Annotated in this window: 14 protein-coding genes; 13 read left to right on the forward strand and 1 reads right to left on the reverse strand. The window is 62.4% G+C overall.

All coding sequences use genetic code 11. The features are described from left to right. Positions 1 to 190: 190 nt before the first annotated feature. The 10 genes from gpmA to EKO19_RS07525 all read left to right on the forward strand — a co-directional run bounded on the left by gpmA (position 191) and on the right by EKO19_RS07525 (position 11,113). A complete protein-coding gene (gpmA, locus tag EKO19_RS07480) occupies positions 191 to 952 on the forward strand; it encodes a 2,3-diphosphoglycerate-dependent phosphoglycerate mutase (RefSeq protein WP_129775706.1) in 762 nt (253 codons plus the stop codon). A gap of 501 nt (positions 953 to 1,453) precedes the next feature. Then, a complete protein-coding gene (locus EKO19_RS07485) occupies positions 1,454 to 1,801 on the forward strand; it encodes a hypothetical protein (protein WP_129775707.1) in 348 nt (115 codons plus the stop codon). Positions 1,802 to 1,836: 35 nt separating this feature from the next. Continuing rightward, positions 1,837 to 3,270: an undecaprenyl-phosphate glucose phosphotransferase gene (locus tag EKO19_RS07490; protein ID WP_129775708.1), complete on the forward strand. Its 1,434-nt coding sequence runs from the start codon at positions 1,837 to 1,839 to the stop codon at positions 3,268 to 3,270. Continuing rightward, complete coding sequence (gene epsE / locus EKO19_RS07495; RefSeq protein ID WP_217705168.1) at positions 3,260 to 4,072, forward strand: polysaccharide export protein EpsE; 813 nt, start codon at positions 3,260 to 3,262, stop codon at positions 4,070 to 4,072. Before EKO19_RS07490 ends, epsE begins: the two co-directional genes overlap by 11 nt. A gap of 37 nt (positions 4,073 to 4,109) precedes the next feature. Further along, complete coding sequence (gene epsF / locus EKO19_RS07500) at positions 4,110 to 5,537, forward strand: chain length determinant protein EpsF (RefSeq protein WP_281281043.1); 1,428 nt, start codon at positions 4,110 to 4,112, stop codon at positions 5,535 to 5,537. Positions 5,538 to 5,562: 25 nt separating this feature from the next. Beyond that, entirely contained in the window at positions 5,563 to 6,438 is an 876-nt protein-coding gene (locus EKO19_RS07505) for a polysaccharide biosynthesis tyrosine autokinase (RefSeq protein WP_129775710.1), read from the forward strand. Further along, positions 6,431 to 7,711, forward strand: coding sequence for a hypothetical protein (locus EKO19_RS07510; RefSeq protein WP_129775711.1), 1,281 nt, complete (start codon positions 6,431 to 6,433; stop codon positions 7,709 to 7,711). Before EKO19_RS07505 ends, EKO19_RS07510 begins: the two co-directional genes overlap by 8 nt. A gap of 9 nt (positions 7,712 to 7,720) precedes the next feature. Next, positions 7,721 to 8,881: a glycosyltransferase gene (locus EKO19_RS07515; protein WP_157995158.1), complete on the forward strand. Its 1,161-nt coding sequence runs from the start codon at positions 7,721 to 7,723 to the stop codon at positions 8,879 to 8,881. Between the two features lie 35 nt (positions 8,882 to 8,916). Beyond that, positions 8,917 to 10,119 (forward strand): glycosyltransferase, encoded by a 1,203-nt coding sequence (locus EKO19_RS07520; RefSeq protein ID WP_175596979.1) that lies wholly within the window; start codon positions 8,917 to 8,919, stop codon positions 10,117 to 10,119. Positions 10,120 to 10,132: 13 nt separating this feature from the next. Beyond that, positions 10,133 to 11,113: a phosphoribosyltransferase family protein gene (locus EKO19_RS07525; RefSeq protein ID WP_129775714.1), complete on the forward strand. Its 981-nt coding sequence runs from the start codon at positions 10,133 to 10,135 to the stop codon at positions 11,111 to 11,113. 81 nt (positions 11,114 to 11,194) lie between these two features. On the opposite strand, the gene EKO19_RS07530 is transcribed toward EKO19_RS07525, so the two are convergent. Further along, positions 11,195 to 12,106 (reverse strand): glycoside hydrolase family 16 protein, encoded by a 912-nt coding sequence (locus tag EKO19_RS07530; RefSeq protein ID WP_129775715.1) that lies wholly within the window; start codon positions 12,104 to 12,106, stop codon positions 11,195 to 11,197. A gap of 68 nt (positions 12,107 to 12,174) precedes the next feature. Between EKO19_RS07530 and EKO19_RS07535 the strand changes: the two genes are divergently transcribed. From EKO19_RS07535 to EKO19_RS07545, 3 genes are read left to right on the forward strand one after another with little or no spacing between them, the layout of a single operon-like run. Then, on the forward strand, positions 12,175 to 13,038 hold the full coding sequence (locus tag EKO19_RS07535) for a glycosyltransferase family protein (protein ID WP_129775716.1): 864 nt from the start codon (positions 12,175 to 12,177) through the stop codon (positions 13,036 to 13,038). Between the two features lie 3 nt (positions 13,039 to 13,041). Continuing rightward, positions 13,042 to 13,950, forward strand: coding sequence for a glycosyltransferase family 2 protein (locus EKO19_RS07540; protein ID WP_129775717.1), 909 nt, complete (start codon positions 13,042 to 13,044; stop codon positions 13,948 to 13,950). Continuing rightward, complete coding sequence (locus EKO19_RS07545; protein ID WP_129775718.1) at positions 13,950 to 14,702, forward strand: GDSL-type esterase/lipase family protein; 753 nt, start codon at positions 13,950 to 13,952, stop codon at positions 14,700 to 14,702. The genes EKO19_RS07540 and EKO19_RS07545 overlap by 1 nt, the downstream gene beginning before the upstream one ends. Position 14,703: the final 1 nt, after the last annotated feature.

Consider the following 14,703-nt stretch of genomic DNA (forward strand, 5'->3'; position numbering starts at 1 on the left):
ACCGAACGACGGATTCGTTAACAGATGACGAATCCGTTAACACGAGGAGTCGGGATTTCTGCCGAAAAGTGACGGCAACTGGCGACAGCGATTGCTGCTCGCCAGGACAAAATGAATGAACGCGGCGACACCTGCGGCTTAGGGGCGATGTCTGCTATAAAGTGCGCCGTCGTTCTGCCTGACTTTAGTTATGCCCGGCCAACTCGTACTTCTGCGCCACGGACAAAGCACCTGGAATCTCGAAAACCTGTTCACCGGCTGGGTGGACGTCGACCTCACCGAACAGGGCCGCAACGAAGCGCGCGCTGCCGGCCGGTTGCTCAAGCAGGAGGGTTTCGAGTTTCAGCAAGTGTTCACGTCGGTGCTGAAACGCGCCATCCGCACCCTGTGGATCGCGCTCGACGAAATGGACCGCATGTGGCTGCCGGTGGAACGCAGCTGGCGCCTGAATGAGCGTCACTACGGCGCCCTGCAGGGCCTGAACAAATCCGAGACTGTCGAAAAGTATGGCGCCGACCAGGTGAAGATCTGGCGCCGTAGCTACGACATTCCACCGCCGGCTCTGTCGCTGGACGACGCACGCCATCCGCGCTTCGACCTGCGCTACGGGTCTTTGCAGCCCGCAGAGCTGCCGACCACCGAATCGTTGAAAACCACGCTCGATCGAGTGCTGCCGTACTGGAACAACCGCGTCGCTCCGGAGTTAAACGCCGGACGAAATGTATTAGTCGTCGCACACGGCAATAGTTTGCGTGCCCTTGTAAAGATGCTCGACGGAATGTCCGATTCAGACATCGTCGAATTCAACATCCCCACTGGTGTGCCTATTCACTACCAGCTGGACAAGGCGCTCAAGCCGACCTCGCGTCGCTTCCTGGGCGATCCCGAGGCCATCAAAGCCGCAGCTGAAGCCGTCGCGCGACAGACAGAGAAAAACAGCGGTCAGAACTGACGATCGGTTATGCAGACATGAATTGAATCTGTGCTGTCGCCATTAGCGAACAGCGCAGCGGTGAGCTATCGACTTCGTGCTCGACGCAACAGATGTTTATAAACACTGTTGCAGTGTCAGCAGAGGTGCAACGGATGGCAATTTAACACTTGAAAACAAGGTTCCATATTGATGCACAGCTGCATCGGAACTGTTCGGGTGTGGAGCATGTCATCTGCTCGTCGTGTTTGAATGTTGTACTTGCGCAGCAAACGAGATTGGTCTATTAGCCTTGCAAAGGTTTTGTTTGATGCATTTCGGTGCGCGCAGTGTGATGTTTCGCCGTTCAGCGACGGCAAGAATTACATTGGAATAAAACTTGCTTCGCAGATAAGCAAGAGATGATGGGGCGAGACGAAAGTCTTGCGATGTTTTTTGCGAGCCGTGGGGACGGGGGCGCAAACGCACACACGATATGCGAGGAAGCCTGTCCGCGTGTGCGTCATTGATGAGGAGTGATGCATGCGTCTGATCAAACTCGCGTGGGCCCTGGTAGCCCTCGGTGTTAGTGGAGCTGTGAGTGCGAACCCGGCAATCAACAGCAATGTAACCGGCTCGATCGCGGGACCCGCTGTGGCCACCACCCAAATGGTGGCAGGTCAGGCCCAGGTGCGCCTCGACGGCACTGGCCTGGGTGGCAGCCCCCTGAGCGGCAAGGAAACCCGCCTGGCTCCCGAATCATCCAGCGGCAGCATGGACGACTCGATGTCGCGAGGCTGGCTCATGGCCCTGGTCACGGTCCTGCTGATCGGCCACCAGCTGCGCCGGAAACATCGTTTCCTCCGCCCGCATCGCTTCAGCGATCTGTAAGTGCTGAACGGCTTCCGCACGGAGCGGGAGGGGCGATGATCAATCAACGTCAACCTTTGAGGTCGTACGATCGATCGGCCGGCGTGAGCGCGTCGGAACCGACCTCGCTGTTCGTCATGAAATCGCTGCTGTATCCAGTGATGCCGGTGCTCACCCTGGGCCTGTGCATGCTGGTGTGGCGCGAGAGCCTGCTGCAGGGACCCTACTTCCTGATGGCGGTGCTGGCCTTCTTCGGTGCGGCCGACGTGCTCGATGCCCTGCCGATGGCGCCGCCGCGTCATCGCTCGATGGCCATCGCCTCGCTGCTCGACATCATCTTCCGCTGGTCCCTGGTGATCGCCTTCATCTGGGCCCTGATGGAAATCGCGGGCATCGCCAATCAGCTGCGCTGGGAAGTGCTGGTCAGCTGGGCGATCTCGACGCCGCTGGTGCTGTGGGTCGGCCGGCTCTACAGCCCGCATCTGTTCGTCCGGGCCAGCAACAACGGCGCGCCTCGCAAGGTCGTGATCGCCGGCGCCAATCGCCTGGGCGCGAAGCTGGCCGGCAAGCTGGGCGAGTCGCCCTGGTTGAACATGGAAGTGCTGGGCTATTTCGACGATCGCGATTCGGGCCGGCTGCCCGAGGAGTGCTCGGGTCGGGTGCTGGGCAAATTGAACTGGATGCGCGACTACATCGCCCGCAACTCGATCGACGTGGTCTACATAACGCTGCCGATGACGCGTCACCCGCGCATCACCGAGCTGTTGCAGTCCCTGAAGGACTCGACCGCTTCGGTGTATTTCGTGCCGGACCTGACCATGTGCGATCTGGTCCAGCCGCGCTTCGATCTGGTTAACGGCGTGCCGGTGGTGGCGGTGTGCGAGTCGCCGTTCTACGGCGGCCGGGGTATCGCCAAGCGGCTCAGCGATATTGCGATCTCGTCGGTCGCCATCGCCCTGCTGTCGCCGGTAATGTTGCTGGTCGCGGCCGCCATCCGGATCACCTCGGCCGGCCCGGTCATCTTCCGTCAAAAGCGCTATGGCTTGGACGGCAAGGAGATCGTGGTCTACAAGTTCCGCTCGATGACCGTCACCGAGGATGGCAATAAGAGTTATACGCAGGTCACCCGCAACGACGCGCGAGTGACTTCTGTCGGCGCGTTCATCCGCGCAACGTCGCTGGATGAACTGCCGCAGCTATTTAATGTCTTGGAAGGAACCATGAGTATCGTCGGCCCGCGCCCGCACGCGGTGGCGGTCAACGAGCAGTACCGGCGGCTGATCCCCGGCTACATGCTCCGACACAAAGTGAAGCCGGGCATCACCGGCTGGGCGCAGGTCAACGGTTTTCGTGGTGGCGATGACATCGGCTCGATGCGAGCGCGCATCGAACATGACCTGGAATACCTCCAGCACTGGTCGCTGACGCTCGACCTGATGATCATCCTCAAGACAGCCATGGTGGTTTGGAACGACAGACATGCTTATTAGTCCGATGGCGCGCCGTTGGGTCTCGATGCTGAGTGCGGTGTTGCTGGTGTGTTGCTCGATGCTGAGCAAGGTGAGCTTCGCGGCCGATTCGGACTATCGCCTGGGACCGGGCGACCTGCTGCGGGTCAACGTGTTCGGCTCGCCGGAGTTGTCCGGGGAAGTGCGGGTGAGCGAGACCGGCAACATCACCTATCCGTTGATCGGACAGGTGCCGGTGGCCGGCAAGTCGCCGGCGCAGGTCGAGGCGCAGCTGGTGAGCGCCTTCACCGATGGCGGCTTCCTGAAGCAGGCCCAGGTGACGGTGCTGGTGCTGGAGTACCGCAGTCAGAAGGTGTCGGTGATGGGTCATGTCACCAAGCCGGGGCAGTATTCGCTGCAATCGAGCAGCCGGGTGCTGGACGTGCTCGCCGAGGCCGGTGGCCCCATCAATGAAGAGGCCGCCGACGTGGCGACCCTGATGCGCAAGGACGGCAGCAAGGCACCGATCGATTTGAACGCGTTGTTCGCCGGCGACCCCGAGCAGAACCACGTGGTCGGCGGCGGCGACACGGTCTATGTGCCGCGCGCCTCGCAGTTTTATGTGTATGGCGAAGTGCAGAAGCCCGGCATGTACAAGCTGGAGCGCGGCATGACGGTGTCACGGGCGATCTCGAAGGGCGGCGGCCTGACCACGCGCGGCTCGGAGCGTCGGGTGGTGATCAAGCGCAAGGACAAGGACGGTAAGGAACAACACTACTCGGCGAAGGGTTCCGACTTGCTGCAAGCCGACGACGTGTTGATGGTCAAGGAAGGCCTGTTCTGATTTCTATGGCGACGGTTTTCGGGAACACAGCACTATGATGGGCCTGGCTCAAATGTTGAGAGTTCTGCGTGGACGGGCGTTCCTGTTCACGTGCATCGTCCTGGCCGTCGTGACCGGCGTGGCCGTGATCAGCCTGCTGTCCCCGAAGAAATATGTCTCGGAGCTGGCCCTGGTGGTCGCCCTGCAGGGCAACGACCCGATGAAGGAAGCGCCGATCGCGCCGTCGCTGGTGCCGACCTTCCTGGCCACTCAGACCGAAATCATCAAGAGCCGCAACGTGGCGCTGAAGGTGATCGAGAAGACCGGCCTGGCCAACAATCCCGAAGTGGTCGCGGCGTTCCATGACAGCGGCGCCGATACCGATCTGAATTCCTGGCTGGTCGAGAACCTGCTGCGTAACGTCGACGCCAAGACCGGCCGGACCAGCAACATCATTCGTATCGGCTACGCCAGCCGCGATCCGTACGAAGCCGCGGCCCTGGCCAATGCCTTCGCCGATGCATATATCCAGACCAGCCTGGAGCTGCAGGTCGATCCGGCCCGCCGCCAGGTCACCTGGTACGAACAGCAGGTGTCACAGCTGCGCGACGAGCTGGTCGCCGCTCAGGGCCGGCTTTCCAAGTATCAAGCCGATCACGGCGTGCTCGGCGTCGATGCCGCCCGCATGGACGTGGAAAACGCCCGTCTGCAGGAGATCTCGAATCAGCTGGTCGCCGTGCAGGCGCAGATGTTCGACGCCAACGCACGCACCAAGCAGATCACGTCCAGCGAGCAGCTCGACTCGCTGCCGGATCTGATGAAGAACCCGACCATTCAGAGCCTGAAGCAGGAACTGGCGCGCGCCGAGTCCAAGCTCGCCGAAGTCAGCGAGCGCTATGGCGTGAATCATCCGCAATACATCGCTTCGAACGCCGAAGTGGCCTCGCTCAAGTCCAAGCTCAACGTCGAAATCGGCGTGACCCGCGGCTCGCTGGTACAGAGCGCGGAAATGGCCCGTCGCCAGGTCGGCGATGTGCAGAGGGCGTTGGAAGAACAGAAGGACCGCATCATCGCGCTGAAGCGTCAGCAGGACGAGCTGTCGGTGCTGACCCGCGATATCGAAAGCGCCCGCACCGCTTATGACGCAGCCTTGCAGCAGGCCAATCAGACCAAGCTGGAAAGCCGCGTCGATCGCACCAACGTCGCCATCCTGAATCAGGCCATGCCGCCGTTGCTGCCGGACTCGCCCAAGATTCTGCTCAACCTGGTCGTCGGTCTGTTCGCGGGCATCGCGCTCGCCATCGGCCTGATCCTCACCCTGGAAGTCTGCAACCGCCGGTTGCGCTCCGCCGAGGACCTCGCCGACTTCACCGACTTGCCCGTGCTCGCGGAGCTGCCGGCGCTGCCGGCCGCTGCCCGTCGTCATCGCCGCCGCGAAGTGCAGCGTGCGCTGAAGCTCCAACCCAACGTCGCCCAAGCAAACTGAGATCGAGTCATTGAGGACGCCCGTTATGGACGCCGCTGTTGCTCCCAGAGCCCGCCTTCCCAGGGTCACTCGCCCGCGCATCCGCATTGGCGAGATCCTGCTGAACATGGGCGCGATCTCGGAAGCCGATCTGCAGAAGGTGCTGGCCGCGCATCTGGATCGCGGCGAGCCGTTCGGCAAAGTGGCCGTGGCCATGAAGCTGATCACCGAAGGCGAGCTGCGCGCGGCGCTGGCCCAGCAGTTCACTTATCCGATCGCTCGCATCGGCGAGTCGGCACTGTCGCCGTTGCTGGCCGCTGCTTACGAACCTTTCGGTCAGTACGCCGAAGGCCTGCGCACACTGCGCAGTCAGTTGTTGATGCGCTGGATGGGCGAGCATGACTGCACGCTCGCTGTTTGCTCCGCCCGCAGTGGCGAAGGCTGCAGCGTTCTCGCGGCCAATCTCGCCATCGTGTTCGCTCAGCTCGGCGAGCGTACGCTGCTGATCGACGCGAATCTGCGTCGCCCGGTTCAGCATCATCTGTTCGGCCTCGGCGAATGCGACGGCCTCACCGATCTGATCAAAGGCGCGACCCGTACCGAAAAGGCGCTCCGCAAGATCGCGCAGTTCGACAGCTTGAATGTGATGACCGCCGGCACGCCGCCGCCGAATCCGCAGGAGCTGCTGAGCCGCCTGCCGTTCGCCCAATTGCTGGATGAAATGGCCGGCCGTTACGACGTGATCATCATCGACACGCCGCCGCTGCTCGAGTTCGCCGACGGTCAGATCGTCGCGGCCCGCGCTCGCGGCTGCTTGCTCGGCACGCGCAGGGACAGCACGCGCCTGATCGACATCGCCCGCATGAAGGCGCAGCTCGATCCCAACCTGACCCACGTGTTGGGCACTGTGATCAGTGGCTGAAACGACGGCAATCGGCACCATTGGCGGCGCTCACGTCGCGCCGCGAGCACAACAGCACAGCGATTTCGTGCCCCTGCTCCTGCTGTGCACGCCGATCGCGTGCGCCAGCCTGTTGTCGAAGTTCGGCATTCCCGGGTACACGACGCTGGGTATCGGCATCGCGCTGCCCTTGATGATGCTGATGCTCGGGTTCGGCATGATCAACGACGCCGTGCGCATCGAACCGCGTCGCCTGGGTTTCTACGGCATCACGCTGGCGGTGCTCATCCTGCCGCAGCTGTTGCGAGCCGGCACGTTCTCGCTGAACTCGCTGATGATGCTGGCGCTGCTGCATCTTCCCTATGTGCTGGTCGTGAAGCGCGGCGATGAGCTCGCGCCGAAGGCGCTCACTTTCTTTCTGTATATCGCCCGCCTGCTGGCGGTGCTGGCGATCGCGCAATACTTCTTGCAAGGCTTCGTGGACAAGGCGTTTCTGTATCCGATCGACAACCTGATCCCGCCGGAGTTCATCGTGCAGGGCTTCAACGCCCAGGGCACGATCAGTTACGGCTCGACCCAGGTCCGCGCCACCGGCATGTTCATGCTGGAGCCGTCGTTCCTCACTCAGTTCCTGGCCGTGGCCATCGTGGCCGAATCGTGCACGACGCGTCGCCTGTGGCCGCTCGGCCTGTATATCTTCGGCATCATGATGGCGCACGCCGGCACCGGCATCCTGGTGCTGCTGATCTGCATGCCGTTCGTGGTGCTCATCCATCGCCGCTGGGATCTGGCGCTGCTCGGCGTGCTCGCCATCGTCGCGGTGCTCGGCTTCGGCGAGGTACTGGGCATCGACTTCCTCACCAGCCGCACCAACGAGTTCAACGATCCGAACTCCAGCGGCTTCGCGCGCTTCGTCGGCGGCTTCTATATGTTCGAGCAGATGCTGTGGCCCGACCTGTCGCGCGCGCTGTTCGGTTACGGCGCCGGCGCGTTCATGGACTACGTGCATCTGTTCCAGATCGAAGTGGCCGACATGCCCATGACCAAGATGCTGTTCGAATTCGGCCTGGTCGGCGCGTTCACTTATTTCATGTTTATCGCCAGCAGCCTGTTCTCTTCGCCGCTGCCGCGCATGCTGAGCGTGGCGATCGGGCTCACGTTCCTGCTCAACGGCATGTATGTGCCGTTCTCGCACGGACTGGCGCTCGGGCTGCTGGTGCTGACTTCCACACGGAAGATGCAGACCGTCACGCCGACGGTGCCGCTGAAGACCACGCGAGTCGCGCGGGTCTGAGGAATGATGATGTCACTGGAAATCGTCCTGCTGGTACTGGCGGTGATCTGCCTGGGTTTGGCCCAGCATCCCTTCGTCACGTACCCGATGTCGCTCACGCTGATGAAGAAGCTGTGGCCGCATCGGGCCAGGCCGCTGCCGCCCGCCAAACCCATCGACTTCACCATCTGCATGTGCGCCTACAACGAAGAAGGCGTGATCCGCGAGAAGCTGCAGAACCTGCTGGCCCTCAAGCAGCGCGAGCCGGGCCTGGAGATTCTGATTTATGTGGACGCGGCCAGCGATCAGACCGCCAAGCGCCTGCGTGCCTATGCTCCGCACATCAGCTTCCACGTGTCGCCGGCCCGTCATGGCAAGACGTATGGCATGAACCTGCTGGCGAGCCGTGCCACCGGCGACGTGATCCTGTTCACGGACGCGAACGTCATGCTGGACATGGAAGTGCTCGACAAACTGCGCGCTTCGTTCGCCGATCCCGAGATCGGCTGCGTGTGCGGCAATCTGATCTATACGAACGAAGGAGAGTCGGTCACGGCGTCGACCGGCTCGCTGTACTGGCGCCTGGAAGAAGGCATCAAGCGTCTGGAGCAGGAAACCGGCTCGGTGATGGGCGCCGACGGATCGCTCTTTGCCGTGCGCCGCTCGCTCCACAAGGCGCCACCGGATCACATCATCGACGACATGTTCGTATCGTTCTGGGTGTTGATCCAAGGCTATCGTATCGTGCAATCCAAGGATGCACGCGCTTATGAAGAATCGGCGAGCAACGCCACCGACGAGTTCGGCCGCAAAGCCCGCATCGCCTGCCAGGCGTTCAACGTGCACCGGCTGATCTGGCCGCACATCCGCAAGCTGAACTTCGTGACCGTCTATAAATATGTGTCCCACAAGCTGCTGCGCTGGCTGTGCATCTACTTCCTGGCGTTGAGCGGCATCCTGGTCGTCGCGGCACTGGCCGTCGCCGGCTACACGTGGGCCGCGGTCGTGCTGGTGGCCGCCTCGTTCATTGGTTTCATTCTCGGTGCCCGTTACGCGATCAAGCCGTTCTCGCAGATCGTCGACATCGTCAGCAGCATGGCGGGCGCCGGTCTGGGGGTTTGGAAATCGGTACGTGGCGAGCGGTTCCAGACCTGGACGCCCGTCGCTTCGCTACGCAAGGTCGCCGAATGAGATGTTTGTGGATCAGCCGGCACGTCCCCTACCCCATGAACGAGGGGTTGAAGGTGTACTCGGCAAAACTGTCCGAAGCGCTGGCACAGGCCGGTGCGTTCGTGCGCGTGCTCGGTTTTGGCGGCACTGAAGCCACCCCGAAGCAGCGGGCACGCATGGAATGGGTGTCGGTGCCCGGCGAGCGTCGCGGAACTGCGCTCGCTTTGTTGAACCGTTTCCCGCTGACCGCCGCTGTTGATTCGACGAGCGCATATCGTGCGCTCCTCGAAGAGCAGCTGCGTGAGCCGTGGGACGCGATCGTCTTCGACAGCTACGGCACCGGTTGGGCGCTCGACCGCTGCAAGGCGTATCGCGCTACCAAGCCCGGCGCCAAGGCCGTCCTGGTCCATGTTTCTCACAATCACGAAGAAGTGTTGTGGCATGCCATGGCCAGACAGGCCGAGGCCGGCTTGCCGAAGCGCCTGGCGCTCTGGCAAAACTACTATAAGGTTCGCGGGCTGGAACGCCGGTTGCTGCGTGAGGTCGATCTGGTGTCGGCCATCACGATCGAAGATGAGCAGGCCTTGCGCGCTCATCGCAGCGACAACAACACGCTCACGTTGACGCCGGGCTATGACGGCTCCGTCGCTCCCGAGCGCGTGATCGATGCCTCCGTGCCGCGCCGTGCCGTGATCGTCGGCTCGTTCCAATGGGTGGTGAAGCGCGAGAACCTCGCCCGCTTCGTCGAGCATGCCGACGCTAAGTTCGCCGCGAACGGCATCGAGCTGGTCGTCGCCGGCGATGTGCCCGACGATCTGAAACAAACATTGATCGCCAGCAGCCGTGCGACCCGCTTCGAAGGCTTCGTCAAGGACCTGGCGCCGTTCCTGGCTCAGGCGCGCATTGCCATCGTTCCGGAGCTGATCGGTGGCGGCTTCAAACTGAAGTTTCTGGATTACATCTTCGGCCGCGTTCCGGTCGCGACTGTCGACGCCGCGGCCGCGGGCCTGCCCACGAAACTGCGCGAGGATTTGATCACCAGCACCGATTTCGCGGCTCTCACGTCCGCCATCATCGAGCACATCGACCGCCTGGAGCATTTGAATCGCTTGCAGACAGCGGCGTTCGAGCAGGCGCGCACCCTGTATCGATGGGAAGACCGCGGGCTGCAGTTACAGCAGCGCATCGCAGAATTGCAACAGGCGCGTGCGAGCTCCCTTGCACGTTCGTCGGCCACGGCCGCCGCCGCCAGCGCCTGAGCAGGAGCGCCGAATGTTTGGTTACGTTTCATTTGCCCAGCTTGCCAACGCCATCCGGTCGCAACTGTATGCGATTCCGGCAGACGTCGATCTGATCGTCGGCATCCCGCGCAGTGGCATGGTGCCCGCCTATCAGATCGGGCTGTTCCTGAATCGCCTGGTCTGCGACATCGACAACTTCATCGCCGACGGCACCATCGGCCATGGCCACACGCGCAAGCTCGCTATCGAGCTGACCTCGCTGCGGCAGGCCCAGCACATCCTGCTCGTGGACGACAGCATCGCCACCGGCGGCTCCATGCAGAAGGCACTGGCCCGCATCCAGGACGCCGGTTACACGGGGCGCATCTCGACGTGTGCCGCGATTGTCGCGCCGTCTCACAAGAGCAGCGTGGATGTTTCCTTCATCACCATGCCGCAGCCCCGGCTGTTCGAATGGAATGCGTTTCATCACGCCTGCGTCGAGACCGCCTGCTTCGACATGGACGGCGTGCTATGCGTCGACCCGACCGCTTACGAGAACGACGACGGTCCGCGCTACGAGAAATTTCTGGCCAGCGCCCGGCCGCTGTTCCGCCCGACCTTGAAGATCGGTCACATCGTGACCGCCCGCCTCGAGAAATATCGCAACCTCACCGAGGACTGGCTGGCAGCCAACAATATTTCCTACGGGCAGCTGCATCTGGTCGACTTGCCGAGCCGCGCCGAACGCATCCGGCAAGGCGCCCACTGCTCCCACAAGATCCGCGTGTATCGCGAGACGGGGGCGACGCTGTTCTATGAAAGCGAGATCGGGCAGGCGCACGAGATCGCCACCGGCTCGGGCAAGCCGGTGCTATGCATCGATGCGATGACCATGGTGATGCCGGGCGCTTCGCACATCGCGGCGACGGCCAAGAGCGCACTCTGGAGGCTCCGCTCGCCTCTGGGACGAGCGAAAGGCTGGGTCAAGCAACACATCCGTTCTTCCCGTACGCCCGTGAGGGGCGCGTGAGGCGAAATGCAGCACGCCCACCTCAACCACTGCCGGAGCGACCATCACCGGCGCCATGAACTTCGACCGAGGGAAGCGGAGTCAGGGCTTCCGTCGCCAGACACGGATGTAATCGATCACGTAGTTCCACTGCGACTCGTCGGCTTTCATCGCCGACACATCGACGCCCTTGAGCACCATGCCCAGCTGGTTGGTGACCAGAAGGTGCGCGGGCACGGGCTTGCTCCACACGTAATGAGTCTGCTTGATCGGCTCGCCGTCGAGCAGCCAGATCGGCTGATCCTTGACCCAGTCGAGCGAGAACACGTGGAAGTCCTTGGAGAAATCGAAGCCGGGGATGTATTCGTTCTTCTTGAATTTGGTCCAGAGATCCTTGGGATTGCCGTAACGCTCGGGCTTGCCGTGCGTCTGGATGTAGCCCGTCATCACCCGCGTTTCGGGACGGCCCTGCCAGTTGAAGAATTCGAAGATGTCGATTTCCGGCGGCCACGGCAGCTCGGAGAATTTGCCGTCGGGATATTGCACGCCCGGGTTCAGCCAGAACGCCGGCCATGCGCCAATGCCCGTCGGCAGCTTCGCTCGCATCTCGATGTACATGCCGTCGGTGACCGGCAACTTGCCACGCAACATGCCCGACTCCAGGCCCCGCGGCTTCAAGCCGCCGCCCGGAGGAATGCGGCCCTTCAATGTGAGCGTGCAGTCGTCGAACACGTGCAGCGAGCGAGCATCGCCGTCCGGGTAGTCGCGATGGTACGACCAGTACGTCTTCAGGCCGTCGAGCTTGCCGTTCTCGTAGATGTACCGGTAGAAAAATTCCTGATCGAGTTTGGCACGCGTGTCCACCGTTGCATCCGGGCGATGGCGACCGAACGTGTAGTCCTTGACCAGCTCGAACTCACCGGTTTGTTTGTAAGGGCGCGCGGGATCGATGGGCTGGCCCAGCAGCGCCGTGCAAGTGGCGGCCGCGGCTGCAGCCAGAGCAATCAGGCTCATCGTCACCTCTCGGGTTGTTCCCGGTCATCTTCACGATCTGGCCTTCGGCTGGCAATAGGAGCTTGCGCTTGAGCAGGGAAATCATCATCACGGGCGGCGACGCTCATTTCTTTCCCTGGATCATTGCGGCGATCAGCTCTTTGCGCGCGCACGCCGCGACCAGAGCGCTCGACATGGGCATCATCGATCAAGGCCTGACCGAAGAACAGCGCGCTCAGCTGAATGCGTTCGGCTGCAAGATCGTTCAGCCGCAGTGGACGTTGCCCGTGCCGCAGGAGGCACGCTCGTTGCGAAATATCGGCCTGGTGGCGCGCACGGCGCTGCGTGACTACTTCACCGGCTACGAAGTCTATTTGTGGTTCGATGCCGATGCATGGATGCAGACGCCGGAGTTCGTCACTGCATATGCGGAAGGCGCGCGCGCACGCGGCGCCGCCGTCGTGACCGAAAACGGCCCCGGCTATCGCAAAACATTGACCGACTGGAAGTGGTGGGCAGGGAACATGGTGGCCTCGTTCGGCGTTATCGACGGGCTGCGCTGCTCGTTTGCCACCAGTATCAATATCGGCGTGCTGTGCCTGAAAGACACGGCTCCACATTGGCAACAGTGGCAGCGCTACTACACGAAAGCACTGGAGCGCACCGGCAAGGTGAACATGGATCAGCACGCGTTGTTCGCGGCGATTCATCTCGAAAACCTGCCGACCGCGTTTCTGCCCGCGCGTTTCAACTGGCTGCCGCATTTGAGCTGCCCGGTGTGGAATGCCGAACAGAAATTGCTGTGCGAGCCGACGGCGCCGCATCGGCCGCTGTCCGTCATTCACCTGGCAGGCCCGCGCAAAGATCGGCCCTATGAAGTGGCGCGTCTGAGCGGCGGATCGTTCGCCACATCGCTGACGTATCCAGCGATGCAGCAGCACCTGGCGACCTGAACCATGAGCTTCAACATTCTTAGAACCGTGTCGGTCGTGATTCCCGCGTACAACGCGAGCAACACGATTCAACAAGCCATCGCCACCGCTCGGGGACAGACGCTGCGCCCCATTCAGATCGTCGTGGTCGACGACTGCTCCAAGGACGACACGATTCAAAAGGCGGAAGCGGTCGCCGGCCCCGATCTGCTGGTCGTGCGCAGCCCGAAGAACGGCGGCGGCGGTGCCGCCCGCAATCGTGGCATCGACCATTCGACCGGCGACGTGGTCGCGTTCCTCGACGCCGACGATCTGTGGGCGCCGAACAAGCTCGCGAATCAAATGGCGCTGTTGCGCACGCAGACGCGCGACTCGTTCTGTTTCAGCTCGGTCGAGCAGGTCAACGAGTACGACGAGAAGCACATCCTGCCCAAGCGCGAACCGTTCCCCGGTGAAGACCTGGCGGATTACATGCTCAAGTCCGGCAACATCATGCAGACCAGCACGCTGCTGGTGCCGCGACATCTGCTGGAGAATTGCCGCTTCAATGAAAAGCTGCGGCGCTTTCAGGATCTGGACTTCGTACTCACTCTGGGTGAAGCCGGGATCGCCGCGGTGTTTTGTCCGGAGCCGCTGGTCGAGTGGCGCAACGTCGGCAATCCGAAGCGCGTCAGCTCCAATCCCGATCCGTCGATCATGCAGACGTTTCTGGACGCGCACCCCCGCCTCACGCGGGCGCAGAAGCTCGGGCTCGAGATTCGCAGCGTCGGCCCGACGCCCGGCGCGGTTGGCGCACTCCGCTGGTCGTGGCGCCTGGCTCAGTCTGTGTTCTCAGGCGCGTTGCCACCGCCGAATGCGGTGAGCATGTTGCTCAAACATAGTCTCGGCATGCGCAATTACGGCGCGCTACGCGCGCGCCTCGGAGCCAAATAGTGAAACACGCCGCGCGCATCGCAACGTTCGCGAGCGCCCTGGCGCTGTTCGCTGGCACTCACGCGATGAGTGACTCGCCAGCGACACAGTCCGGACCGACGCCCTATCCGACCAGCAACGATGCCTGGCCCGGCACCGGCGTCATTCGCACCTTCGGCTGGATGAAAGACAACCGCAACTTCTTCTGGACCGAACGCACCAAGAAACAGGGCGCCGTGGTGTTCGCCGGCGACTCGCTCACCGCCAACTGGAAATCGCTCGGCGCCGATTTCTCCGGCACGCTGGTGGCCAATCGCGGCATCGGCGGCGATGTGAGCCGTGGCCTGTTGTTCCGCTTTCAGGAAGATGTGCTCGATCTGCATCCCAAAGCCATCGTGATCCTGATCGGCATCAACGACCTCACCGCCCGACAGCCGGCCAGCGCGACCGTGGAAAACATCCGCTCCATGCTCTCGCTCAAGCAAGCACAGCAACCGCACGTGCCGGTGTTCCTGTGCACCGTGCCGCCGAGTGCAAATCCCAAGGCGCCCGTCGATGAGCGGCAGCGCCGGCAATTGAATCAGGGACTGCGCCAGATCGCGAAAGACACGAAGCTGGTCACCTTGGTGGATCTGTACGCCGCCACCGTCACGACCAGCGGCACGCCCGAGCTCCGCTATTTCAACGACGATCAGTTACATCTATCCGCCGACGGCCGCGCACGCTGGAAAGAAGTGTTGCAACCGGCCATGCAGCGCGCAGGAGTGTTGTAAT

The organism is Peristeroidobacter soli, assembly GCF_004138485.1.
In the GTDB taxonomy this organism is placed as follows: domain Bacteria; phylum Pseudomonadota; class Gammaproteobacteria; order Steroidobacterales; family Steroidobacteraceae; genus Steroidobacter; species Steroidobacter soli.

Coding starts and splice junctions, on each gene's coding strand:
- gpmA (WP_129775706.1), top strand. CDS start 191: ATGCCCGGCCAACTCGTACTTCTGCGCCACGGACAAAGCACCTGGAAT.
- EKO19_RS07485 (WP_129775707.1), top strand. CDS start 1,454: ATGCGTCTGATCAAACTCGCGTGGGCCCTGGTAGCCCTCGGTGTTAGT.
- EKO19_RS07490 (WP_129775708.1), top strand. CDS start 1,837: ATGATCAATCAACGTCAACCTTTGAGGTCGTACGATCGATCGGCCGGC.
- epsE (WP_217705168.1), top strand. CDS start 3,260: ATGCTTATTAGTCCGATGGCGCGCCGTTGGGTCTCGATGCTGAGTGCG.
- epsF (WP_281281043.1), top strand. CDS start 4,110: ATGGGCCTGGCTCAAATGTTGAGAGTTCTGCGTGGACGGGCGTTCCTG.
- EKO19_RS07505 (WP_129775710.1), top strand. CDS start 5,563: ATGGACGCCGCTGTTGCTCCCAGAGCCCGCCTTCCCAGGGTCACTCGC.
- EKO19_RS07515 (WP_157995158.1), top strand. CDS start 7,721: ATGTCACTGGAAATCGTCCTGCTGGTACTGGCGGTGATCTGCCTGGGT.
- EKO19_RS07520 (WP_175596979.1), top strand. CDS start 8,917: ATGAACGAGGGGTTGAAGGTGTACTCGGCAAAACTGTCCGAAGCGCTG.
- EKO19_RS07525 (WP_129775714.1), top strand. CDS start 10,133: ATGTTTGGTTACGTTTCATTTGCCCAGCTTGCCAACGCCATCCGGTCG.
- EKO19_RS07530 (WP_129775715.1), bottom strand. CDS start 12,106: ATGAGCCTGATTGCTCTGGCTGCAGCCGCGGCCGCCACTTGCACGGCG.
- EKO19_RS07540 (WP_129775717.1), top strand. CDS start 13,042: ATGAGCTTCAACATTCTTAGAACCGTGTCGGTCGTGATTCCCGCGTAC.